At 56.1% G+C, this 22,360-nt stretch carries 21 protein-coding genes and 1 tRNA gene; 21 read left to right on the plus strand and 1 reads right to left on the minus strand.

The window, feature by feature from the left end; translation table 11 throughout:
- Position 1 precedes the first annotated feature (1 nt).
- From flgH to secF, 11 genes are all read left to right on the plus strand, one after another.
- Positions 2–703 (plus strand): flagellar basal body L-ring protein FlgH, encoded by a 702-nt coding sequence (flgH, locus tag C7436_RS00590; protein ID WP_113879653.1) that lies wholly within the window; start codon positions 2–4, stop codon positions 701–703.
- A complete protein-coding gene (locus tag C7436_RS00595) occupies positions 700–1,794 on the plus strand; it encodes a flagellar basal body P-ring protein FlgI (RefSeq protein WP_014421750.1) in 1,095 nt (364 codons plus the stop codon). Before flgH ends, C7436_RS00595 begins: the two co-directional genes overlap by 4 nt.
- A gap of 8 nt (positions 1,795–1,802) precedes the next feature.
- Positions 1,803–2,789, plus strand: a complete 987-nt coding sequence (gene flgJ / locus C7436_RS00600; protein WP_121206348.1) for a flagellar assembly peptidoglycan hydrolase FlgJ — start codon at positions 1,803–1,805, stop codon at positions 2,787–2,789.
- Positions 2,790–2,795: 6 nt separating this feature from the next.
- Positions 2,796–4,862 carry a flagellar hook-associated protein FlgK gene (gene flgK / locus C7436_RS00605; protein WP_113879654.1) on the plus strand — a complete coding sequence of 689 codons (2,067 nt, stop codon included), beginning with the start codon at positions 2,796–2,798 and terminating at the stop codon, positions 4,860–4,862.
- 16 nt (positions 4,863–4,878) lie between these two features.
- Positions 4,879–6,111, plus strand: coding sequence for a flagellar hook-associated protein FlgL (flgL, locus tag C7436_RS00610; protein WP_121206349.1), 1,233 nt, complete (start codon positions 4,879–4,881; stop codon positions 6,109–6,111).
- 83 nt (positions 6,112–6,194) lie between these two features.
- Positions 6,195–6,281, plus strand: a tRNA-Leu gene (locus tag C7436_RS00615).
- 41 nt (positions 6,282–6,322) lie between these two features.
- Entirely contained in the window at positions 6,323–7,423 is a 1,101-nt protein-coding gene (queA, locus tag C7436_RS00620) for a tRNA preQ1(34) S-adenosylmethionine ribosyltransferase-isomerase QueA (protein WP_121206350.1), read from the plus strand.
- 14 nt (positions 7,424–7,437) lie between these two features.
- Positions 7,438–8,559 (plus strand): tRNA guanosine(34) transglycosylase Tgt, encoded by a 1,122-nt coding sequence (gene tgt, locus C7436_RS00625; RefSeq protein ID WP_014421745.1) that lies wholly within the window; start codon positions 7,438–7,440, stop codon positions 8,557–8,559.
- Between the two features lie 41 nt (positions 8,560–8,600).
- Entirely contained in the window at positions 8,601–8,963 is a 363-nt protein-coding gene (gene yajC, locus C7436_RS00630; protein WP_011784624.1) for a preprotein translocase subunit YajC, read from the plus strand.
- Between the two features lie 92 nt (positions 8,964–9,055).
- On the plus strand, positions 9,056–10,930 hold the full coding sequence (secD, locus tag C7436_RS00635) for a protein translocase subunit SecD (protein ID WP_014421744.1): 1,875 nt from the start codon (positions 9,056–9,058) through the stop codon (positions 10,928–10,930).
- A complete protein-coding gene (gene secF / locus C7436_RS00640) occupies positions 10,923–11,873 on the plus strand; it encodes a protein translocase subunit SecF (protein WP_041654775.1) in 951 nt (316 codons plus the stop codon). The genes secD and secF overlap by 8 nt, the downstream gene beginning before the upstream one ends.
- A 76-nt stretch (positions 11,874–11,949) precedes the next feature.
- Here secF and C7436_RS00645 read toward each other — a convergent pair whose 3' ends face one another.
- Positions 11,950–12,750 (minus strand): inositol monophosphatase family protein, encoded by an 801-nt coding sequence (locus tag C7436_RS00645; protein WP_023008201.1) that lies wholly within the window; start codon positions 12,748–12,750, stop codon positions 11,950–11,952.
- Between the two features lie 191 nt (positions 12,751–12,941).
- Between C7436_RS00645 and trmJ the strand changes: the two genes are divergently transcribed.
- The 10 genes from trmJ (at position 12,942) to hisS (ending at position 22,321) form a co-directional block, all read left to right on the plus strand.
- Complete coding sequence (trmJ, locus tag C7436_RS00650; RefSeq protein WP_121207013.1) at positions 12,942–13,799, plus strand: tRNA (cytosine(32)/uridine(32)-2'-O)-methyltransferase TrmJ; 858 nt, start codon at positions 12,942–12,944, stop codon at positions 13,797–13,799.
- 4 nt (positions 13,800–13,803) lie between these two features.
- Positions 13,804–14,583, plus strand: a complete 780-nt coding sequence (gene cysE / locus C7436_RS00655) for a serine O-acetyltransferase (protein ID WP_014421741.1) — start codon at positions 13,804–13,806, stop codon at positions 14,581–14,583.
- Positions 14,584–14,661: 78 nt separating this feature from the next.
- Complete coding sequence (gene iscR, locus C7436_RS00660) at positions 14,662–15,159, plus strand: Fe-S cluster assembly transcriptional regulator IscR (protein ID WP_011784630.1); 498 nt, start codon at positions 14,662–14,664, stop codon at positions 15,157–15,159.
- A 20-nt stretch (positions 15,160–15,179) separates the two neighbouring features.
- Complete coding sequence (locus C7436_RS00665; RefSeq protein WP_022992492.1) at positions 15,180–16,328, plus strand: IscS subfamily cysteine desulfurase; 1,149 nt, start codon at positions 15,180–15,182, stop codon at positions 16,326–16,328.
- A 69-nt stretch (positions 16,329–16,397) separates the two neighbouring features.
- A complete protein-coding gene (ndk, locus tag C7436_RS00670) occupies positions 16,398–16,826 on the plus strand; it encodes a nucleoside-diphosphate kinase (RefSeq protein ID WP_011784632.1) in 429 nt (142 codons plus the stop codon).
- 64 nt (positions 16,827–16,890) lie between these two features.
- Positions 16,891–18,000: a 23S rRNA (adenine(2503)-C(2))-methyltransferase RlmN gene (rlmN, locus tag C7436_RS00675; protein WP_121206351.1), complete on the plus strand. Its 1,110-nt coding sequence runs from the start codon at positions 16,891–16,893 to the stop codon at positions 17,998–18,000.
- Between the two features lie 38 nt (positions 18,001–18,038).
- Positions 18,039–18,842 carry a type IV pilus biogenesis/stability protein PilW gene (gene pilW / locus C7436_RS00680; protein WP_022992491.1) on the plus strand — a complete coding sequence of 268 codons (804 nt, stop codon included), beginning with the start codon at positions 18,039–18,041 and terminating at the stop codon, positions 18,840–18,842.
- Positions 18,832–19,854, plus strand: a complete 1,023-nt coding sequence (locus C7436_RS00685; RefSeq protein WP_121206352.1) for a RodZ domain-containing protein — start codon at positions 18,832–18,834, stop codon at positions 19,852–19,854. Before pilW ends, C7436_RS00685 begins: the two co-directional genes overlap by 11 nt.
- A gap of 37 nt (positions 19,855–19,891) precedes the next feature.
- Positions 19,892–21,010 (plus strand): flavodoxin-dependent (E)-4-hydroxy-3-methylbut-2-enyl-diphosphate synthase, encoded by a 1,119-nt coding sequence (ispG, locus tag C7436_RS00690; protein ID WP_121206353.1) that lies wholly within the window; start codon positions 19,892–19,894, stop codon positions 21,008–21,010.
- A 33-nt stretch (positions 21,011–21,043) separates the two neighbouring features.
- The gene (gene hisS / locus C7436_RS00695) at positions 21,044–22,321 is read left to right on the plus strand and encodes a histidine--tRNA ligase (protein ID WP_197536004.1); all 1,278 of its coding nucleotides are present in this window, start codon (positions 21,044–21,046) and stop codon (positions 22,319–22,321) included.
- Positions 22,322–22,360: the final 39 nt, after the last annotated feature.

The following is a 22,360-nucleotide window of genomic DNA, read 5'->3' on the forward strand; positions in this document are numbered from 1 at the left end:
CATGAAACGCATTCAACGCAGTTTACACACTGAACGGCTGGCCACCCTGGCACTGGTGGGTGTGCTGATTGTGCTGCAGGGATGCACCGCCATGTCTCGCCCCCGGGCTATGCCGGACGATCCGGCCTACGCTCCGGTTCGTGCTCAATCGATGATGCAGCGCGACCCGGATTCCGGGGCAATTTATCAGGTGTCCAGGAATTACAATCTGTACGGCGATACCAAGGCACTCAACGTGGGTGACGTGCTCACGGTATTGCTGCAGGAATCCACCAGCGCCAGCAAGAACGCTGAAACCTCCATTACCAAGGATCAGGAACTGAGCATTCCGGAACCGAGCATCTTTGGAAAGACAAATATCGGCCTGAACGCTTCTGCCAATTTTGAGCGGGACTTTGAAGGCTCCGCCGAAGCTGACCAGAGCAACAGCCTGGCTGGCAGTATTACCGTAACGGTCACCGAGGTTCTGCCTAATGGTGTGCTTCGTGTCCGCGGCGAGAAGTGGTTGTCTCTCACCAATGGGGATGAATACATCCGGTTGACCGGTCTGGTTCGGCCACAGGATATCCAGCCGGATAATACCGTTGCCTCCAATCGTGTTGCAGATGCCCGGTTTGCCTACGGCGGTACCGGTGATTTTGACCAGGCCAACCAGATGGGCTGGCTGGCTCGCTTCTTTAACAGTGAGTGGTGGCCGCTATGATCCGCAAACTGATTGCTGTTTTTGCCCTTACGGCCCTGTGTGTGGCGCCGGTGATGGCTGACCGCCTGAAAGACCTGGCCAAGGTGAAAGGTGTGCGCAATAACCAGTTGATTGGTTATGGCCTGGTGGTCGGTCTTGACGGTACCGGCGACAAAGCGCCGTTTACCAACCAGACCTTCCGCAACATGATGAACCAGTTCGGAATAACCTTGCCGGATGGCGTGAACCCGAATCTGGCCAATGTGGCGGCCGTAACCGTAAGCGCGACTTTGCCGGCCTTTGCCAAAGCCGGGCAGGAGCTGGACATCACGGTTTCATCCATCGGAAATGCCGATAGCCTGCGTGGTGGAACCTTGTTGATGACACCGTTGAAAGGCGCAGACGGTCAGGTTTATGCCATGGCGCAGGGCAGCCTGGTGGTGGGCGGTTTTGGCGCCCAGGGCCAGGATGGTTCCCGGATTACCGTGAACGTACCCAGCGTCGGCAGAATTCCCAACGGCGCTACCATTGAGCGTGAGGTGGAATCGCCGTTCAACCGGGGCGATACTATCACCTTCAATCTGCTGCGTTCCGACTTTACCACGGCCCGCCGTGTGGTTGAGGCGATCAATGGTCGTCTGGGCCCGGACATGGCTTATGCACACGATGCCACTTCTATATCGGTGCGGGCACCCAGGGACCCATCACAGAGAGTCAGTTTTCTGTCCATTCTGGAGAACATTGAGGTCGATCCGGCTCAGGAAGCCGCAAGAGTGGTGATCAATAGCCGCACCGGCACCATCGTGGTCGGCCAGAATGTAAAAGTGAGCCCGGCTGCCATTACCCATGGCAACCTGACCGTGACTATTCAGGAAAACCCCGAGGTGGTGCAGCCCAATCCTCTGGCTCAGGGTGATACAGCCGTTCAGCAGAATACCCAGATCGCTGTGACGGAAGACCCGGCACGGATGTTCCAGTTCGGCCCGGCAACAACGCTTAACGAAATTGTTCAGGCTGTAAACCAGGTAGGGGCGGCGCCAGGCGATGTGATGGCGGTGCTTGAGGCACTCAAACAGGCTGGCGCGCTTCGTGCCGAATTGATTGTGATCTAGGTATCGCCATGCAGGATCCAAGACTACAGCAAGCCCAGGTCTACACCGATTTCAGTGGTCTGAATGCGCTGAAGACCCAGGCTCGAACTGACAAACAGGCTGCACTGGAGCAGATTGCGAAGCAGTTCGAGAGCCTGTTCCTGTCAGAGATGCTCAAATCCATGCGCAAGGCAGGCGAGGTATTTGCCGAGGGAAACTACCTGAACAGCAATGAAAGCCAGATGTACCGGGATATGTTCGACAGCCAGATCAGCTTGAGTATGGCCGGTGGCACCGGTACCGGGCTGGCGGAAGCGCTGGTCCGGCAACTGAGTCAACAGATTCCGGGGCTCGGTGAGGATGGAGAGAAACTGGCGGGTCACAAGGGTGCCATTACCGATTACGACCGCAGTATGCCGGCGATTTCCAGAGAGTTGCCGGAGCGAATGGCAGAGGTGGCGGATGTAGCTGCAAAGGTAAAAGCAGAGCCAGCGCAGAAACCCGGCAAGCTGCCGGAGGTATTTGAGTCGCCAGAGCATTTTGTTGAGCAGCTCATGCCGTTCGCAGAGCAGATCGGAAAGGAGACCGGCATTGATCCGCGCCTGATGATTGCCCAGGCGGCGCTCGAAACCGGTTGGGGCAAACACATGATCAAAGGCGATGGTTCGCAGCCGAGTTTCAACCTGTTTGGCATCAAGGCAGACAGTCGTTGGGGCGGTGACGCTGTGAGCATTACCACTACCGAATTCCGGGGTGGCGTGGCGATGAAGGAACGGGCAGATTTCCGGGCCTATCCGGACTATGAAGCCAGCTTCCGGGACTACGTTGACTTCCTGCAAAACAATCCCCGTTACCGCGATGTTCTGTCATCGGCAGATCAGCCAGAAGTATTTGCCGAGAAACTGCAGGAAGCGGGTTATGCAACCGATCCGGAATACGGAGCCAAGATCCGTCGGATCATGAATCGTGATTCTCTGATGACACTGTCGATGAGCAGTGACAGAGTAAAGGAGTAACAGATCATGGCGGGCTTGATCGGTATTGGTCTGAGTGGGGTATTGGGGCACCAGGCGGCGCTCAACACCACTGCAAATAACATAACCAACGCAAACACTCCGGGTTACAGTCGCCAGGAGGTCCAGTTCGAGACCCAGGAAGGGCGGCGTACAGGTGCAGGGACCATCGGCAGTGGCGTATCCGTCGCTAATATCCGCCGGCTGGCAGATGCCTATCTGAGTCAGCAGTTACGTGAGGACAGCACACTGTTTGGCGAGCAGAATGCTTTCAACGCCGAACTCACGCGGCTGGATAACCTGTTAGGCGGCGAAGACACCGGTTTGAACAAAGCTCTGAACAACTTTTTCTCGGCTATGCAGAATGCCGCGGAAGACCCTACGTCGTTACCACAACGCCAGCTGGTGCTGAGCGAAGCCCAGCAACTGGTGAATCGCTTTCAGGGCTTGAACCAGGAGTTCATCCAGCAGCGCGAATCGGTAAAAACCCAGATGCAGCAGGGCGTGAAAGATGCCAATACTCTGCTGAAGAGTATCGCTGAACTGAACCTGGCTATTTCTGAATCTCCGGGCCTGGCCCAGGGCAAGGAGCCCCTGGAGCTGATGGATAAGCGGGACGAGAAGTTGCGCCAGTTGTCTGAGCTGGTGAGCATTCGGGTAACGGAAGTTGAAGGCAGCCAGGTGAATGTGTCCCTGTCTAACGGTCTGGCTTTGGTTACCGGCGCCAATGCCGCAGAATTTGCGACCCGAAGCAGTGCGGAAGATCCCACGCGGCTGGAATTTACGCTCTCCAGTGGTGGGCGCACCCTGCTGGTGGATGAACAGATTCAGGGCGGAAAACTGGGTGGCTTGCGTGCCTTTGATGAAATGGCCCTGAAGCCCGCCTTCGATGAGCTCGGCCGGCTGGCGATTGCCATCTCCTCGGCCATAAACCATCAGCATGAGATCGGGATGGACCTCGAAGGCGATCTCGGCGGTAACTTCTTCAGCGATGTGAACAGCCTCGCCGTACAACGCAGCCGGGTGGTGCCGAACGGCAATAACGACCGCACCACCACCGGCCAACTGGCCGTTGAGATTACCGACAGTTCCCAGTTGCCGGCGGGTACCTGGGAGCTGCAGTTCAGTGGTGATGGGCGCAGCTACGAGTTGATCGATACCATCTCGGGCGATACGGTGAAACAGGGCCGGCTTCCAGACCCGGTGCAGTCTGAAATCAACATGCCGGGCTTTAACATTCGTGTTGAAGGTGGCGAATTCAACGCAGGTGACAAGTACCTGATTCAGCCCAGTCGCAATGCTGCCGAAAACATGCAATTGAACATTCGGCGGGAGGAGGATCTTGCTTTTGCCAGCCCCGTTCGTGCGAGTTCCGATGATGGCAATCTGGGCACCGGCACGATCAACCAGGGCAACATGCTTAATGTCCGTAATCCCAATACCGGTGCTTTGCTGGATGACTTCCAGAATTCCGGTCAGTTTGCAGATGGTCCGATTACCGTAACCTTCAGTAATGATGGTGCGGGCAATATTACCTATGAAGTTGCCAACGATAGCGGCGTACTGTTTACCAGTGCCGCGGTGGACAACGATGGGGATGGAACACCGGATGTCTATGATCCCCAGAAGATCAATCAGATTTTCAGTACTCGTCCGGAAGACGAATCCAATGGTCAGTATCGGGGTTTCGTTTTCGAGATAACAGGTGAGCCCGCAGACGGTGATGTATTCACCATCGACTTCAACCGCAACGGCGTTTCTGATAACCGAAACGCCGAGCTGATGGCGGCCCTTGGTACCAAGAATACCCTTAATGGTGGTTCCCAGAACTTTACCGAGGGCTATGCCGGCCTGGTCGAGGATATCGGGGTGAAAACCCGCCAGAGCCAGTTGGATAAAGATGCCGGCGCAACGCTGTTGGAGCAGTCCACCAATCAGCGAGAATCGGTCTCGGGCGTCAATCTGGACGAAGAGGCTGGCAAGCTGATTCAGTACCAGGCTGCGTACAACGCATCGGCCCAGGTTATGTCTGTGGCGCAGGATCTTTTTAACACGTTGCTGCAGAGCTTCCGTTAAGGCGAGGTGATGTCACATGATCAGAATATCATCACAACAGATTTTCTCCGGCGGCATTAATCGTCTGCAGGACATCAACAGCAACCTGATTGATACGCAGCAGCAGCTATCGACCGGTAAGAAAGTGAACAAACCGTCGGATGATCCGGTGGCGGCCGCTCGCATTCTGAAGCTTGACCAGGAGCTTCAGCGTTCGGAAACCTATGGTCGGAATGCCAATCTTGCCGATAACCGGCTGAAGCAGGAAGAAAGCACCCTGGCCAGCGCCGTGGACATTATCCAGAGGGTGAGGGAGCTGACAGTTCAGGCCGGTAATGGTTCTCTGTCTGCCAATGATCGGCAGTCCATCTCTGCCGAACTCAAGGAGCGTCTGGGTCAGCTCGCCAATATTGCCAATACCCGGGATGCGTCAGGAGAGTATATCTTCAGTGGCTTCCAGGGCAGCACTCCCGCCTTTGCCCAGAATGACGATGGCAAATGGGTTTACCAGGGGGACGAAGGGCAGCGGGTTCTGGAAATTGATGACGGTGTGACCGTTCCCATCAGCGATCACGGAAAAGGCATCTTCGTAGACGTAGCCAAAGGGGTTTTCGCTAAAGGATCAATCTCCGTGGATGGATATATATCCAATCTCGAGTTTGTTGCACCCAAGGATATGACAGACGCTTTCAGCCCCAGGGTGCCTGACGATTTTGATATCGCCGTCACCGCCAATGGAGCGGGCGACCTGGAAATATCAGCCTCCTATACTCGAGGTGGAACCACCTATCCTTTGGCCGTTGAGCCAGTGGGCGCCCTGGTTGGCGACGAGTTTCAGGTTGCAGGGGTGAAATTAACAATCAACGATGCGCAGGATGGCGATACGTTTACATTGGGCGTGAACGATAAACAGTCTGTATTCGGCACCATCGAGAACCTGATTGCCGGCCTGGACGGAATTTCCAAAACAACGCCCAAGAGCAGTGCCGAGTACGATGCGCTGATCGCTGAAACCCTGGTCAATCTCGATAACGCCCAGGAGTCGATCATTCTCAAGCAAACCGAGCTTGGTGGCCGGCTCAACGCAGTGGAGTCCACCACCGCGTTTCTTGAGGATTCGGAACTCTACACCAAAGAGATTCGTTCCCAGCTACAGGATGTCGACTACGCCGAGGCCATCAGCAACCTCAGTTTCCAGAGCTTCGTATTGCAGGCTGCTCAGCAGTCGTTTGCGCAGGTTTCCCAGCTGTCCCTGTTCGATCGACTCTAATTCACTGTGCCGGCGGGTGATTTTTGCCTGCCGGCTGGTTGCTTTCGGGCTCTGGCTCAGTATAATCCCTCCCACTCTCCGATGGCGGCGTGGTGAAATTGGTAGACACGACGGATTCAAAATCCGTTGGGGTAAAACCCGTGGCGGTTCGAGTCCGCCCGCCGCTACCACTTATAGGCCGCAACCTGCGGCATCGTGAATAGCCCGGCCCATGAACGTCTCCGATTTTCATTTTGATCTGCCGGACGAGCTTATCGCCCGTTATCCGCTTAAAGAACGCAGTGCCTCGCGTCTGCTCAGTCTTGACGGCCTTTCCGGCCAGACCACTCATCTGAAGTTTACTGACCTTCCGGACCTGCTCCAGCCCGGGGACCTACTGGTATTCAACAATACCCGTGTTATTCCGGCCCGACTGTTTGGCCAGAAGGAAACCGGTGGCAAAGTGGAAATACTGGTTGAGCGTTTACTGGGTGAAAAGGAATTGCTCGCCCATACCCGTTCTTCCAAATCTCCCAAGGAAGGCCAGCGACTATTGCTGGAAGATGGAGCCGCACTGCGAATGCTGGCGCGGAAAGATGCGCTCTTTCATTTCGTCTATGAAGGCGATGAGGCGTTTCTGGATGTGCTGGAGCGTATCGGTCACATGCCTTTGCCGCCTTATATGGAGCGGGAAGATGAGCAGTCGGATCGTGAGCGCTATCAGACCGTATATGCCAAGGAGGCGGGCGCCGTGGCCGCACCCACTGCCGGGCTACATTTTGATGATGTCGTGCTTTCTGCCCTGAAAGCGAAGGGCATTGAGCTTGCATACGTTACGTTGCATGTTGGCGCTGGCACCTTTCAGCCGGTACGGGTCGACAAGATCGAAGATCATGTCATGCACAGTGAAATCGCCCATGTGCCGGAAGAGACGGTAAAGGCCGTTAATGAAGCCCGCGCTCGGGGTGGCCGGGTCGTTGCCGTGGGTACCACTTCCGTCCGCTCCCTGGAGTCGGCCAGCCGGGCAGGGCGTTTGCAGGAGTTCCGGGGCGACACGGATATCTTCATCTACCCTGGCTACCGTTTCCAGACCGTGGACGCCATGATCACTAATTTCCATTTGCCGGAGTCCACACTGATCATGCTGGTCAGCGCGTTTGCAGGCTATAACAACATCATGTCAGCCTATCGCGAGGCGGTGGAGCAAAAGTACCGGTTTTTCAGCTACGGCGACGCCATGTTTCTTACCGCGCAGGAGCCCAGCCGGGGCATGATGCTGGGAACGGATTCCGCCGAGCCACATCAAACCGAATCCCGTGGAGAATCACAGTGAGTGAATCCTGTTTTATGTCCTTCGAGAAACTCGGAGAAGATGGCAAGGCCCGTCGTGGCCGACTGACCTTTCCCCGAGGTGTGGTGGAGACTCCGGCATTCATGCCGGTTGGCACCTATGGCACTGTTAAGGGAATGCTGCCCCGAGACATCGAGGAAATCGGTGCACATATTATTCTGGGCAATACATTTCACCTGATGTTGCGCCCCGGCACAGAGGTGGTGAAAGCCCACGGCGATCTGCACGACTTCACCCAGTGGCAGGGGCCAATTCTGACGGATTCCGGCGGTTTCCAGGTTTTCAGCCTGGGCGAGATGCGCAAGATTACCGAGCAGGGTGTGACTTTCCGGTCTCCGGTTGATGGCTCCAAAGTCGAGCTGTCACCGGAAATCGCGATTCAGGTTCAGCGTGATCTGGGCTCTGACATCGTGATGATTTTCGACGAATGCACGCCGTACCCGGCAACGGAAAAGCAGGCGAAAGAGTCCATGGAGCTCTCGCTGCGCTGGGCCGAGCGCAGTAAGAGGGCCCATGAGGGCAATCCGGCGGCGCTGTTTGGCATCGTGCAGGGCGGCATGTATGAGTCGCTCCGGGACCAGTCCCTGGAGGGTCTGGAAAAGATTGGTTTCGATGGCTATGCCATTGGCGGCCTGTCGGTGGGCGAGCCGAAAGAAGACATGATCCGGATCCTGGATCACCTGCCGCCGAAGATGCCGGAAGACAAGCCACGCTACCTGATGGGCGTTGGTCGCCCTGAGGATATCGTTGAGGCGGTGCGCCGCGGTGTCGATATGTTCGACTGTGTGATGCCAACCCGTAATGCACGCAATGGCTATCTGTTTACCTCCACCGGTATTGTCAAAATCCGCAATGCCAAAAACCGTCACGACACCGGACCGCTGGACGAGCGTTGTGACTGCTATACCTGTAAGCATTTTTCCAAGAGCTACCTGCATCATCTTGATAAGTGCGGAGAAATGCTCGGGTCGCAGCTCAATACCATTCATAACCTGAGGTTCTATCAGAACCTGATGAGTGGATTGCGTGGGGCCATTGAAGCAGGTACATTGTCGGACTTTGTAAGCGAATTCTATGCCTTACGGGGTGAAACCGTTCCGCCTCTGGGCGATTCCTGAACAAATTTTGCTTTAAATCTGTCAATAAACGGAGAACCTGAATGAAATCAGTCAAATTGCTCATCGCTGGCCTGCTGTCTCTGATGCCTGCTCTGGCCTCGGCTCAGGAAGCGGGTGCCCAGGGAATGAGCGTGATGGGTCAGATCATCTTCTTCGCCGGCTTCATCCTGATTTTCTATTTCCTGATCTGGCGTCCGCAGTCCAAGCGTGCAAAAGAGCACAAGGCGCTGATGTCCGGCCTTAACAAGGGTGATGAAGTGGTTACCTCTGGTGGCGTCGCTGGCAAGATTACCAAAGTAACCGACGACTTCATTGTTCTGGAAGTTGCAGATAACGTTGAAATGAAGGTTCAGAAAGTTGCCGTTGCTGCGGCTCTGCCGAAAGGCACTCTCAAGGACATCTGAGCTGGTTTCCAGGCGCATCCAAGATGCGCCTGTTCATTTTCTGACTGGCTGAAACACCAAGACCGGCACGTCTGCCGGCTCGAAGGATTCTCATGCTGAACAAGTATCCTCTCTGGAAAAACCTGGTCATCGTGTTTGCACTGGTGATTGGTTTTATCTACGCCTTACCGAACTTTTTCCCTGACGATTACGCTATCCAGATCACCGGCGCCCGTGGCAGCACTGAAGTTGAGCAGCGAGTGCTTGATCGCGCCCTTGCCAAGCTTGAGCAGGAAGGTATCGAAGTAAAATCAAGCCTGTTGGAAGAGCGTGACGCGCTGATCCGCCTCACCAGCTCCGATGACCAGCTGCGGGCACGCCCCGCTGTTCAGGCGGCTCTTGGCAACGAATACCTGGTGGCCCTGAATATGGCGCCGTCAACGCCAGGCTGGCTGCGTAGCCTTGGAGCAGGCCCAATGAAACTGGGGCTGGATTTACGTGGTGGTGTTCACTTCCTGTTGGAGGTGGATATGGAAACGGCTTTGAATCAGCGTCTGGAAGCGTTGTCTGGTCAGATCAAGCGAGAGCTGAGGGAAGAGCGCATCCGCTACCGCGGTGGCGACATTGAGGATCAGGCCCGTATTGTACTGAGCTTCCGTGACGAAGCTGCACGTAGCGAGGCGTTTGAGCTGGTTCGCGATCAGTACAACGAATTCCTGTTGGATGAGACAACAGAAGGTGAAGAGTTTCTGCTGACGCTGACGTTGTCCGAAGCGGAAGTTCGGAACATCCAGGAATACGCTCTTGAACAGAACCTGACCACCATCCGCAACCGGGTGAATGAACTGGGCGTGGCCGAGCCGCTGGTTCAGCGTCAGGGGGCAGACCGCATTATTGTAGAACTGCCAGGTGTGCAGGATACCGCTCAGGCCAAGCGTGTACTTGGCGCGACGGCTAACCTGGAATTCCGGATGGAAGCTCGGCAGGATGCGCCTTCCGCCGAGACCGAACAGTTTCCTTTCCGGGATAATCCACAGCGTACCGCTCGTCTTGAGCGGGATGTGATTGCCACTGGCAACAACGTTGCCAATGCCCAGCAGGCGTTCGATGAGAATGGCCAGCCGCAGGTCAATATCACCATGGACTCCGTTGGTGGTGACCTGATGAATCGGGCGACACGCAATAGCATCGGCCGCCGTATGGCAGTGTTGTTCATTGAATACCGCACCGAAACCGAGACCCGGGAAGTTAACGGAGAAATCGTTGAAACTGAAAACCGGGTCGTGGAAAAAGGCATTATCAGCCTGGCGACAGTGCAGTCAGCGCTGGGGAGCAGTTTCCGGATTACTGGTCTGGATTCCATCCCCGAAGCGGCTGAGCTCGCACTGCTGCTGAGGGCCGGTGCTCTGGCTGCGCCCATGTACTTTGTGCAGGAGCGCACCATCGGGCCAAGCCTGGGGCAGAAGAATATCGATGCCGGGATGATGTCGGTGATGCTCGGCTTCGGGCTGGTGTTGCTTTACATGCTGGTGTTCTACCGCGGCTTCGGATTGGTGGCCAATGTTGCGCTGACGCTTAACCTGATGTTGCTGGTTGCATGCATGTCAATCCTATCTGCCACGCTGACGTTGCCGGGTATCGCGGGTATCGTTCTTACGGTGGGTATGGCCGTTGATGCGAACGTTCTGATCTTTGAACGTATCAAGGAAGAGCTGAAGGCGGGGGTGCCGCCACAAAGCGCCATTAATGCCGGTTATGGTCGCGCCTTTGTGTCGATTTTCGATGCCAATATCACAACCCTTCTGGTTGCCGTCATTCTGTTTGCCATGGGCTCCGGACCGGTGAAGGGCTTCGCAGTTACCCTGTGTATCGGTATTCTCACTTCCATGTTCTCGGGCCTGATGGTGAGCCGCGGCATAGTGAATCTGGTTTATGGCGGTCGCAGGGTCGAGAAATTGTCCATCGGGGGGAAGCTTGAAAATGCCTGATATGGAAAAGCAGCCGTTTGATTTCATGGGCTTGCGGAAGATAGCTTCCGTACTTTCTATTGTTTTGGTGGTGGCCTCCATTGCGCTGTTGGGGGTGCGTGGCCTGAATCTGGGTATGGACTTTACCGGGGGAACCTCGGTGGAGCTCGAATACGCTGAAGCTCCTAGCCTGGACGGAATCAGAAACACCCTTACCGAGGCGGGGTACGAGCAGTTTGCGGTTCAGAATTTCGGAGCCGATACCACGGTACTGATCCGGATGGCAGAGGCCGGGAATGACGAACTGGCGCTGGAAGTGGCCGGCGTGCTGGCGGCGGACGGAGCTGACCTTGAGTTGGTCAGCTCTGAATTTGTCGGTTCTCAGGTGGGCGAAGAGCTCAAAGAAGACAGTGGACTGGGGCTGCTGATCGCCCTCGCGGTGGTACTGATCTATGTGGGTATGCGCTTCCAGTTCAAGTTTGGTATCGCCTCGGTGATTCCTCTGGCGCACGACGTCATCATTGTTCTGGGGGTGTTCGCGCTGTTTCAGTGGACCTTCGACCTGACGGTGCTGGCGGCGTTGCTGGCGGTTATCGGGTATTCCCTGAACGATACCATCGTTGTTGCTGACCGGATTCGGGAGAACTTCCGGAAAATGCGCGTAGGTGAGGCCTGGGACATTATCAACCAGTCGATCCACGAGACCATTACCCGAACCATTAATACTTCTGGTACCACGCTGGTTGTATTGCTGGCGCTGTATTTCCTGGGTGGCGAAGCGATCAATAACTTTGCGCTTGCCCTGATTATCGGTGTTGTTGTCGGTACCTATTCGTCCATCTACGTGTCCGCGAATATGTTGATGGTGATGGGCGTGACCCGCGAAGATCTGATGGTTCCCGCGAAAGAGGGTACCGGTGAGGAAGAAGAGGAGCAGCCGCCGGAGTGGTTGAACCGGATGTAAGCTCCGGGTCTTTTCCAGGCCACAAAAAAACCGCCATCCGTGAGGAGTGGCGGTTTTTTTTGCGGTTCGGCTTTTCTTAACGCGGCAGTCGACCCCGGAAGGGGTGCAGCGTTTTGAGCAGTTCCCGGAACAGCTTTGGATTGGCGACGACCAGTTGTCTGGCGGCTCCAACCGCGGGGTTGCCGGAGAAGTCGCCGGTCAGGGCGCCAGACTCCATGGCCAGTGTTACGCCCAGATCAAAATCTGCTGCCTGTGGTCGGAAGATCACGGCCGCATCCAGCAGGCCAGCAGACACTCGCGCGATATCCAGTGTGACGCAGCCCGAGGTGCGGAACATGGCGGTGTCGCGAGCCAGGACGGCTGCCATCTCGCCCCAGATCATCGGGTCATCGCCCTGGCGGGCCTGGTCGAGGAGGTTGGTGGCCAGTGCTGCCTTGGCGGGCACTTTTACTTCGGATGTGCGCACGCGGCGGCTGTTCAGGACAGCGCCGTGGCCTCGGCTGGCGGAGTACTCTTCGCCGGTAATCGGGTTAACCAGCAGCAGGTTTTCGGTGCGATTGTTCTTTTTCTGGGCCAGGGCAAGAACAAATTCGGGAATGCCTCGCACAAAATTGTCGCGGCCGAGAACCGGGAATATGTGCCAGCTTTTTTCGTGGTTGCCGGCGTCGGACTCGCCCAGAGGCGCGATCACATGATCCTTGTAGGCCTTTTCCAGTTGTTCGGTGAAGTTGTCGTAAATGGACTGCTCCACTCGCTCCAGTTGCCGGTGGCGTTCGGACTCATCCTTACCGTTAGGCTCCTGGCGCTCGAAATGGGCTTTCAGGTAGTCAGATCCCTGGCGGGCAACGCGCAGGGCCATTTTAATTGCTGGTTGCATCTGAGTGTTCATTATCCGGGTGTGTGAAGGCCGGCCATGATAGCAAAAACTGCCCCGCCTTGTACGTTTTTTGGCTTAGCAAAAGCACGGATACCACGGGGTTGCGGCATTTCCGGAGAGCGGGTTGGCCGGTAATTCTGGTATCATGCCGCTCTTTTATCACTTTTCTTGAAGTAACAGGCCCGATGACCATGAACAAGCCCTCGCTGCCGGTGGAAAGCACTGATACCTACCATGATCAGGTTCGCATCGTCCTGGTGGAAACTACCCACTCGGGCAATATTGGCGCCGTCGCCCGCGCCATGAAAAACATGGGGCTTGGAAATCTCTGGCTGGTTAACCCAAAGTCGTTTCCGGATGAAGCCTCTTATGCCCGGGCTTCATCGGCGTCGGATGTGCTGGATCGGGCTCAGGTGGTTTCCAGTCTTGACGAGGCGTTGTCAGACTGTGTCCTGGTGATGGGTACCAGCGCACGCGGGCGGAAGGTTCCCTGGCCCGTTATTTCCCCGCCCCAGGCTGCCGTCACCGCGGCGGAAAACAGTGCTCGTGGTCCTGTCGCCCTGGTGTTTGGGCGTGAGAGCAATGGGTTGTCCAATGAAGAGCTTCAGCGCTGCCATTATCACATCCATATCCCCTCGAACCCGGACTACAGCTCACTGAATCTGGCAATGGCGGTGCAGGTGGTTTGTTATGAGTTGCGGATGCATTATCTTCGTGGGCTTGAAGAGGTGGAAAGCAGTCCCTACCTTGAGTCCATGGTCGAACCCGGGGACCGCGGATGGGATGTGCCGCCCGCAACGGTGAATGATGTTGAAGGGTTTTTCGGTCATCTCGAGCAGGTATTGCAGGATGTGGCTTTTCATCGCCGGGAGAATCCCAGGCAGTTGATGACACGGTTGCGCCGCTTGTTTCAGCGGGCAAAGCTGGACCAGATGGAAATCAATATTCTCCGGGGTATTCTGACATCGGTTCAGAAGGCCACCGGTGCCCGCGAAGGGTTGGGCAGGAACACGACAGCGGCTGGTGCCGTGGATGAGGGGCAGGAATAACGTCATGTTTGAGCGTTTACGGGAAGATGTAAAAAGCGTATTTCACCGGGATCCGGCGGCGAGGAACACCTTTGAGGTGTTGACCAACTACCCGGGATTGCACGCGCTGTTGTTTCATCGCTTCTCCCACTGGCTGTGGAGCATGGGGCTGAAGTGGCTTGCGCGGACGATTTCTACGCTGGCGAGATGGTTTACCGGTATCGAGATTCATCCTGGCGCAACCATTGGTCGCCGCTTCTTTATTGATCATGGCATGGGTGTGGTGATTGGTGAAACCACGGTGATTGGAGACGATGTCACGCTCTACCAGGGTGTGACGCTTGGCGGCACCAGCTGGAACAAGGGCAAGCGGCATCCAACGATCGGTAATGGTGTGGTAGTGGGTGCCGGCGCAAAGATTCTCGGGCCATTTGAGGTGGGTGAGGGTGCGAAGATCGGCTCCAACTCTGTGGTGACCAAGGCGGTTCCGCCTGGGGCAACCGTGGTAGGCATACCGGGCAGGGTCATCGTCAAACGCAAAGGTGAAGACGACGTGCGCCGCAAGGAGATGGAGGAGCGTATGGGCTTCGACGCCTACGGCGTAACCGAGGAAATGCCGGACCCGGTCGCTAGATCGGTAAGGGCATTGCTGGACCACATGCATGCGGTGGATGATCGGATTGAGAATATGTGCAAGGCGCTTCGCAAGGTGAACGCCGAGTATCAGAATGGCGAGCTGCCTCCCTTGCATGATGAGGATTTCGACTGCGTTCGCGATGAGTCTGATGAGCGGGAGCGTGGCTGAATACTTGACTGTTTTAGTTGGTCAATTCATACTCGCTCCAGTGAATCGAGATTCAATCCCATCATTGGGGCTGAGGTTATGAAACTGACCACGAAAGGCCGCTATGCCGTTACGGCAATGCTGGATCTTGCGCTGCATGCAGGGCAGGGGCCGGTGAGTCTGGCGGATATTTCAGCCCGACAGGAAATTTCCCTTTCTTACCTGGAGCAGCTGTTCTCTCGACTGCGCAGGCAGAAATTGGTGGTAAGTGTGCGTGGCCCCGGTGGCGGTTATCGCCTGAGCCGCTCCGCAGATGAGGTTTTCGTGGCCGAAGTGGTCGACGCTGTGAGTGAGTCCCTTGATACTACGCGTTGCGGTAACAAAGGTGACTGCCAGAACGGCGAGAAATGCCTTACCCACCATCTCTGGTCTGATCTCAGTGACCAGATTCATCAATTCCTGAGTGAAATCAGTCTCGGGGATCTGATGCGCAAACACGAAATCCGGCAAGTGGCTGATCGTCAGAACCGCAAGCAGTCTGATGAAAGTGCCGACGCTATCAATACCCAAAGACTGACTGACCAGGCCACGGCCTGATAACCCGACCTCTTTTGCCTATGAAAAAGCCCGTCTATCTGGACTATGCGGCGACGACGCCCGTTGATCCCGCCGTTGCTGAAGACATGATGAAGTACCTGACCCTGGATGGGGTGTTTGGCAATCCGGCTTCCCGTTCTCATGGTTATGGCTGGCAGGCCGAAGCCGCCGTTGAAAATGCTCGTCGACAGGTGGCGGATCTGATCCACGCAGACCCCCGGGAGATTGTCTGGACTTCCGGAGCCACGGAATCTGACAATCTTGCCATCAAGGGTGTGGCGGAGCTACGCGATAATCCCCATATCGTGACATCCCGCATTGAGCACAAGGCTGTCATTGATACCTGTAAGTGGCTGGAGCAGCAGGGCATTGAGGTTACCTGGCTGGAGCCGGGAGTTGATGGCAGGGTGTCCGTTGAGGCTGTCGAATCCGCCCTTCGGGATAATACGGCCCTGGTCAGCCTGATGATGGTCAACAATGAGCTTGGGTCGCTGACCGACATCCGCGCAATCGGCCGGTGCTTGAGAAAGCGTGGCGTGCTGTTTCATGTTGATGCCGCCCAGGCCGCCGGCAAGCTGCCAGTGGATGTTGCGGATCTTGAGGTGGATTTGCTCTCTCTTTCGGCTCACAAGGTTTATGGCCCGAAAGGCGTAGGGGCGCTGTATGTCCGGCGAGCGCCGGAGGTTCGCATTGCAGCACAGATGCATGGCGGCGGACATGAGCGCGGCATGCGATCGGGCACACTGGCGACGCATCAGATCGTGGGCATGGGGCGGGCCTTCGAGCTGGCACGTACCGGGCTTGATGCCGAAATAAGTAAACTGGAACAGATGCGCGCGGCGTTCCTGGACGGGCTTGAGGGGCTTGACGGAGTTCACTTTAATGGCAGTCGGGAACATCGTGTGCCGGGTATTGTCAATCTGTCGTTTGAGGGTGTTGAAGCCGAGTCGTTGATGCTCGGCCTTCGCAACCTTGCGGTGTCCTCGGGCTCCGCCTGCGCTTCAGCAACGGTCGAGCCTTCTTATGTATTGCGAGGAATAGGCGTCAGCGATGAGCTGGCTCACCGGGCGCTCAGGTTCTCCTTTGGCAGGTTCACCACCGAAGAGGAGGTTGCATTTGCCTGTTCCCAGATTATTGAAGTTGTGGAGCGACTTCGCTCGGTGCGGTAGGCAGTTGCACCCTGACTGCGTATAATCCCACCTCTGAATTTTCAACCCTGAACTAACTGGAGAAATACCATGGCAAACGAGCGCACGCTCTCCATTATCAAGCCCGACGCAGTCGCCAAGAACGTGATCGGCGAAATCTACAGCCGTTTCGAGAAGGCGGATCTGAAAATCGTTGCTGCCAAGATGATGCACCTTACTCAGGAGCAGGCTGAGGGCTTTTACGCCGAGCACAAAGAGCGCCCGTTCTTTAATGATCTGGTTGCATTCATGACCTCTGGCCCGGTTGTGGTTCAGGTGCTGGAAGGCGAGGGCGCTATCCTGAAGAATCGTGAGCTGATGGGTGCTACCAACCCTAAAGAAGCGGAAGCTGGCACCATTCGTGCGGATTTTGCTTCCTCCATCGACGCCAACGCTGTCCATGGTTCTGACTCTGCTGCCTCCGCTGAGCGTGAAGTGGCTTATTTCTTCAACGACAACGAAATCTGCCCGCGCGGCTGAGGTTGTTGTTTCAGGGGTGCCCGGCAGGGTGCCCCTGAATTGGTTATCTGATCGAGGTTATGTGATGACGGGCGCCGCCGAAAAAGTCAATCTTCTGGGAATGCCCAAGGCAAAACTGGAGGCGTTTTTTGAAACCCTGGGGGAAAAGCGTTTCCGTGCCCAGCAGGTTCTCCAGTGGATGCATCAGCGCGGTGTTGATGACTTCGATCAAATGACCAATATGAGCAAGTCGCTGCGCGAACAGCTCAAGGAAGTTGCCGAGATTCGTGGCCCCGAGGTCGTCTATGATGAGACATCAAAAGACGGTACCCGGAAATGGGTCATGCGCATGGATAACGGCAACAGCGTTGAAACCGTCCTGATTCCGGATGGCGAGCGTGGAACTCTGTGCGTGTCGTCGCAAATCGGTTGCAGCCTCGACTGTACCTTCTGCTCTACTGGCAAGCGTGGTTTTAACCGTAATCTGACGGCCGCCGAGATCATTGGTCAGGTATGGGTTGCACGACGGGCGTTCATGCCGTTCGATCCCAATGACCGACCTATCACCAACGTGGTGATGATGGGGATGGGCGAGCCCCTGCTTAATTTTGAGAACGTGGTCGATGCCATGAATCTCATGATGGAAGATCTGGCCTACGGCATCTCAAAGCGTCGGGTAACGCTCAGTACATCAGGAGTGGTGCCCGCACTGGACCGTCTCGGCGAAGTTACCGATGTTTCACTGGCCATCTCACTCCATGCACCTAATGATGAATTGAGAAACCAGTTGGTTCCTCTGAATAAGAAATACCCGATTGCCGAACTGCTGGCCGCGACCCGGCGCTACCTTTCACGACTGCCGGACAAGCGCAAAGCCACGATTGAGTACACGGTGATTGAAGGAGTGAATGATCAACCGGAACACGCCCGGGAGCTGGTGGTGTTGTTAAAAGGATTGCCCTGCAAGATCAACCTGATTCCGTTCAATCCGTTTCCGGAAAGTGATTTCCGCCGGCCAAGCATGAACGCAACCCGGAGGTTCCAGGCCGTGCTCAACGAGGCCGGTTATGTCACGACGATCCGCACCACCCGCGGAGACGATATCGATGCCGCCTGCGGTCAGTTGGTAGGGCGGGTCGAAGACCGGACGCGCAGAAGCCAGCGTTATATCGCAGTACAACAGGTCAACCCCTGATAACCGTCGGGTGAGACAACAGGAGAAGGTGTTTGTTGATGGCAAAGGACGTTACCGTGAAACTCGTTTCCGCTGTGGTTCTGGTTATCGGGGTCATGTTATCGGGCTGTGTCACCACCACCGATAGCCGGTTCAGCCGTGAAGCCGACCGACAGAAAGCCCTCAACAATTATGTTCAACTGGCGACTGCCTACATTGGTCAGGGGAATCTGGATCGTGCCCGTGACCACCTGGAGCGGGCGTTAGAAATCGACAGCCGAAGCGCACCGGCACTTGCTGCCCGGGGCCTGGTGTTGAGCGCCGAGGGTGAGGAAAATCTGGCGGAAAAAAGTTTCCGGGATGCCATAGCCTCAGATGGAGACTATACCCGGGGAAGAGTGTATTACGGTGCTTTCCTGTATAGCCTCAAACGGTTTGAGGAGGCCCGGGACCAGTTCCGGACTGCCTCGCGTGATACGGAGTATAAAGACCGGGGAGCCGTTTTTTATAACCTCGGGCTGACAGAAGAGCGGCTTGGTTCGCTGGAATCGGCCGAAGCCGCCTATCGGCGTGCTGTGGAGCTCACGCGGGGCGAGGCCCGCACCCTGTTGTCCCTCTCTCGGGTGCTGGTTGAGCAGGGTGACTTTTCTCAGGCCTCTCGATACTACAGCCGTCTTCAGACCATGATACAGCGCAACACCCGGTTGACGCATTCACCGGAGAGTCTGTATACCGGTATCCGGATTGCCCGGCATTTCCAGGACAGGGATCAGGAAGCCAGCCTGGCACTATTGCTCAGAAACGAGTATCCGGAATCTGTCGAATATCAACAATATAAGGTACTGATTGCCAATGACCGGTGAGGAGCAGTCACAGCCAGCTTCCGAGGCCTCGGTTGGCCAGCAGCTAAGGCGCGCCCGGGAAAAGCTCGGGCTCAGCGTTTCAGACATTGCAGATCAGCAACACCTGCGCCCTTCGGTAATCCAGTCCATCGAGGAAGGTGATTACAGCAAGGTTGATACCGAGTTGTTTCTCAAAGGGTATGTTCGAACTTATGCCCGCCAGGTGCAACTGAATGCAGACGCCCTGATTGCAGCGCTCGACTCGGAACTTGAGCCCCTGCGTCAGCAGCGGGAGCAGGAACACCAGTCCAATCCTCTGGTTGATATCGAGCGCAAGAAAAAACGAAAGCGGCAGATTGCCAAACTGGTTGTGTTGCTGGCATTCCTCGGGGTAGTTGGTTTTCTGGCGTATAGCTATCTCGTAAAACCGGTGTCGGAGCCGGTTCAAAGTAATGCCGACGGTATCTCGGAGTCTCTGGAAGCACCGAGTGGCGAGGCCGTTAGCGATGCCAGTGCTAGACCGGAAGATGCGCCCTCCGTTATCGAAGAGGCTGAACAGCCGGCCGAACCGGAACAGATGGATTCCGGCACCGGTTCAGTCGGAAACGTTGAAACAGAGAACGGCGCCGTGACGGATACTGAAGCTCTGAGCGAACCGACCGCCAGTGGAGGCCTCGGCCAGGAAGAGTTGCTGTCAGAGCAGCCTTCGGTGGAACAGCCGCCCGTTGTTGCGCAATCCCCGGATCCCGCTCTGACCGAGTCTGAAGTGATGGAGGACCCGGTTGAAACCGTGAGGTTGGCCATGACGTTCAGCGACGACTGCTGGATTCAGGTCACAGATGGTGCGGGCAATCGACTGGCCAGTGCATTACGCCGAGAGGGCGATGCCCTGGACGTGAGCGGACAGCCACCGCTCAGAGTTGTGGTGGGCGCCATGAGCGCGGTGGAGTCCCTGGAATTTCAGGGCGAACCGATGGATCTTGGTAATTTTCGCGTCGTAAATAACCGGTCAGAGTTTACGCTCGAGCCCTGAGCAGAATTTTCTTCCCAAAGATTTCTGGTTGAATCCCATGAAACAAGAGTCTCCGATCAAAAGACGTAAATCCCGTCAGATCATGGTAGGTAATGTTCCCGTTGGCGGCGATGCGCCCATTGCGGTGCAGAGCATGACCAATACCAATACCTGCGACGTAGACGCAACAGTCACACAGATCAAGGCTATCCAGGAGGCCGGAGCGGATATCGTGCGGGTGTCGGTTCCGTCCATGGAGGCGGCTGAGGCCTTTGGCAAGATTCGCCAGCAGGTCTCGTTACCGTTGGTGGCCGATATCCATTTTGACTACAAGATAGCGCTCCGAGTTGCAGAGCTTGGTGTGGACTGCCTGCGCATCAATCCCGGTAACATTGGCCGGGACGATCGGGTCAGTGCGGTAATCAGTGCTGCCCGGGACCGCAACATTCCGATCAGGATCGGCGTAAACGCGGGTTCACTGGAAAAAGCGCTTCAACGCAAATACGGCGAGCCCACGCCGGAAGCGCTGGTAGAGTCGGCCATGCGTCATATCGACATCCTGGACAAACACGATTTTCAGGACTTCAAGGTCAGCCTGAAAGCGTCTGAAGTGTTCATGACCGTCGCGGCCTACCGCCTTATCGCCTCCCAGATTGAGCAACCGCTGCACCTGGGTATCACTGAGGCCGGTGGATTCCGCTCTGGTACGGTCAAGTCCTCCATTGGCCTGGGCATGCTGTTGATGGATGGCATTGGGGACACCATTCGGGTTTCCCTTGCCGCCGACCCGGTTCAGGAAATCAAAGTCGGCTTCGACATTCTCAAAAGTCTTCGGTTACGCAGCCGCGGCATTAACTTTATAGCCTGCCCAAGCTGTTCCCGTCAGAACTTCGATGTTATCCAGACCATGAATGATCTGGAGGCCCGGCTTGAGGATGTGAACACCTCCATGGATGTGGCCATTATTGGCTGTATTGTTAATGGTCCCGGTGAGGCAAAGGTAGCGGATATCGGTCTGACCGGTGGCACACCGAAAAATCTGTTCTATATGGCCGGAAAGCCAAACCAGAAGCTGGACAACGCGACGCTGGTGGACGACCTTGAACGCCTGATTCGCGAGGAAGTGTCACGGCGCGAGGAGCAGGACAGCGCAGTCATCGCCAAGTCCTCAGACTGATCAGAACCGATTTCAGAAACCTATCAGGATATTATTTTGGCAAAGATTCAGGCAATCCGGGGGATGAACGATATTCTCCCGGACCAGACACCGGTCTGGCAGTACGTTGAATCCACCGTTCGACGGGTTCTCGGGCAGTACGGCTATCAGGAAATCCGTATGCCAGTGGTCGAACATACCGAGTTGTTCAAACGATCGATCGGTGAAGTCACTGACATCGTCGAAAAAGAGATGTATACCTTTGAAGACCGCAACGGCGATAGCCTTACACTGCGGCCCGAAGGTACGGCCGGGTGCGTGCGTGCAGCGGAAGAGCATGGGCTGCTCTTTAATCAGACCCGGCGGCTTTGGTACACCGGTCCGATGTTCCGGCATGAGCGGCCACAGAAAGGCCGTTACCGCCAGTTTCATCAGATTGGTGTGGAATGCTTCGGTATGGCCGGCCCTGACATTGATGCTGAGCTGTTGATCCTGACGGCGCGCCTGTGGAGCGCCCTGGGGTTGTCCGACCATGCCAGACTCGAGATCAACTCCATCGGTACCAGCGACTCCCGGAAAGTCTACCGTCAGGCCCTGGTTGCCTATCTGGAGCAATATCAGGATAAGCTCGACGATGACAGCAAACGCCGGTTAACCACGAATCCTTTGCGGATACTGGACAGCAAGGATCCGGCCACGCGGGAGATTTTGCAGGGCGCACCGAGCCTGGACGACTATCTGGATGATGAATCGCGCCAGCATTTTGAACAACTGAAAGCGATGCTGGATGCGGCGGGCGTTGCCTACACGGTAAACCCGGCCCTGGTGCGCGGACTGGACTATTACGGCAAAACCGTGTTCGAGTGGATTACCGACAGCCTGGGTGCCCAAGGTACGATCTGTGCCGGTGGCCGTTACGATGGTCTGGTGGAGCAACTTGGAGGCAAACCCACCGTAGCGGTGGGCTTCGCCATGGGGCTGGAGCGACTGATTCTGTTACTGGAAACCCTGGAACTGGTCCCCGAACATGTGAACAATCAAGCCGATGTTTACGTTACAGCCATGGGGGACCAGGCGGTAGCACCGGCGATGGCGTTGGCAGAAACGCTACGAAATGAATTGCCGGGCCGGATTGTCGTCTCACACTGCGGTGGCGGCAGCTTCAAGAGTCAGATGAAAAAGGCAGACCGCAGTGGCGCACGCTTTGCGGTGATTCTGGGTGAAAACGAAGTCGCTCAGGCCACGGCGGGGCTTAAACCGTTACGTGACGATCAGCCCCAGCAGGAAATCGCTCAGGCAGACCTGGCAGCTGTGCTTGCCGGTTTGTTGTAAGCAGAGTCTATATAAACAGGCAGTTTTAACGAATAACAG

Source organism: Marinobacter nauticus (genome assembly GCF_003634635.1).
GTDB classification, from domain to species: Bacteria; Pseudomonadota; Gammaproteobacteria; order Pseudomonadales; family Oleiphilaceae; genus Marinobacter; species Marinobacter nauticus.

Coding starts and splice junctions, on each gene's coding strand:
- iscR (WP_011784630.1), top strand. CDS start 14,662: ATGAAACTGACCACGAAAGGCCGCTATGCCGTTACGGCAATGCTGGAT.
- C7436_RS00645 (WP_023008201.1), bottom strand. CDS start 12,750: ATGCAACCAGCAATTAAAATGGCCCTGCGCGTTGCCCGCCAGGGATCT.
- yajC (WP_011784624.1), top strand. CDS start 8,601: ATGAAATCAGTCAAATTGCTCATCGCTGGCCTGCTGTCTCTGATGCCT.
- ndk (WP_011784632.1), top strand. CDS start 16,398: ATGGCAAACGAGCGCACGCTCTCCATTATCAAGCCCGACGCAGTCGCC.
- flgK (WP_113879654.1), top strand. CDS start 2,796: ATGGCGGGCTTGATCGGTATTGGTCTGAGTGGGGTATTGGGGCACCAG.
- rlmN (WP_121206351.1), top strand. CDS start 16,891: ATGACGGGCGCCGCCGAAAAAGTCAATCTTCTGGGAATGCCCAAGGCA.
- flgJ (WP_121206348.1), top strand. CDS start 1,803: ATGCAGGATCCAAGACTACAGCAAGCCCAGGTCTACACCGATTTCAGT.
- flgL (WP_121206349.1), top strand. CDS start 4,879: ATGATCAGAATATCATCACAACAGATTTTCTCCGGCGGCATTAATCGT.
- pilW (WP_022992491.1), top strand. CDS start 18,039: ATGGCAAAGGACGTTACCGTGAAACTCGTTTCCGCTGTGGTTCTGGTT.
- flgH (WP_113879653.1), top strand. CDS start 2: ATGAAACGCATTCAACGCAGTTTACACACTGAACGGCTGGCCACCCTG.
- queA (WP_121206350.1), top strand. CDS start 6,323: ATGAACGTCTCCGATTTTCATTTTGATCTGCCGGACGAGCTTATCGCC.
- secF (WP_041654775.1), top strand. CDS start 10,923: ATGCCTGATATGGAAAAGCAGCCGTTTGATTTCATGGGCTTGCGGAAG.
- tgt (WP_014421745.1), top strand. CDS start 7,438: ATGTCCTTCGAGAAACTCGGAGAAGATGGCAAGGCCCGTCGTGGCCGA.
- ispG (WP_121206353.1), top strand. CDS start 19,892: ATGAAACAAGAGTCTCCGATCAAAAGACGTAAATCCCGTCAGATCATG.
- C7436_RS00595 (WP_014421750.1), top strand. CDS start 700: ATGATCCGCAAACTGATTGCTGTTTTTGCCCTTACGGCCCTGTGTGTG.
- trmJ (WP_121207013.1), top strand. CDS start 12,942: ATGAACAAGCCCTCGCTGCCGGTGGAAAGCACTGATACCTACCATGAT.
- cysE (WP_014421741.1), top strand. CDS start 13,804: ATGTTTGAGCGTTTACGGGAAGATGTAAAAAGCGTATTTCACCGGGAT.
- C7436_RS00685 (WP_121206352.1), top strand. CDS start 18,832: ATGACCGGTGAGGAGCAGTCACAGCCAGCTTCCGAGGCCTCGGTTGGC.
- secD (WP_014421744.1), top strand. CDS start 9,056: ATGCTGAACAAGTATCCTCTCTGGAAAAACCTGGTCATCGTGTTTGCA.
- C7436_RS00665 (WP_022992492.1), top strand. CDS start 15,180: ATGAAAAAGCCCGTCTATCTGGACTATGCGGCGACGACGCCCGTTGAT.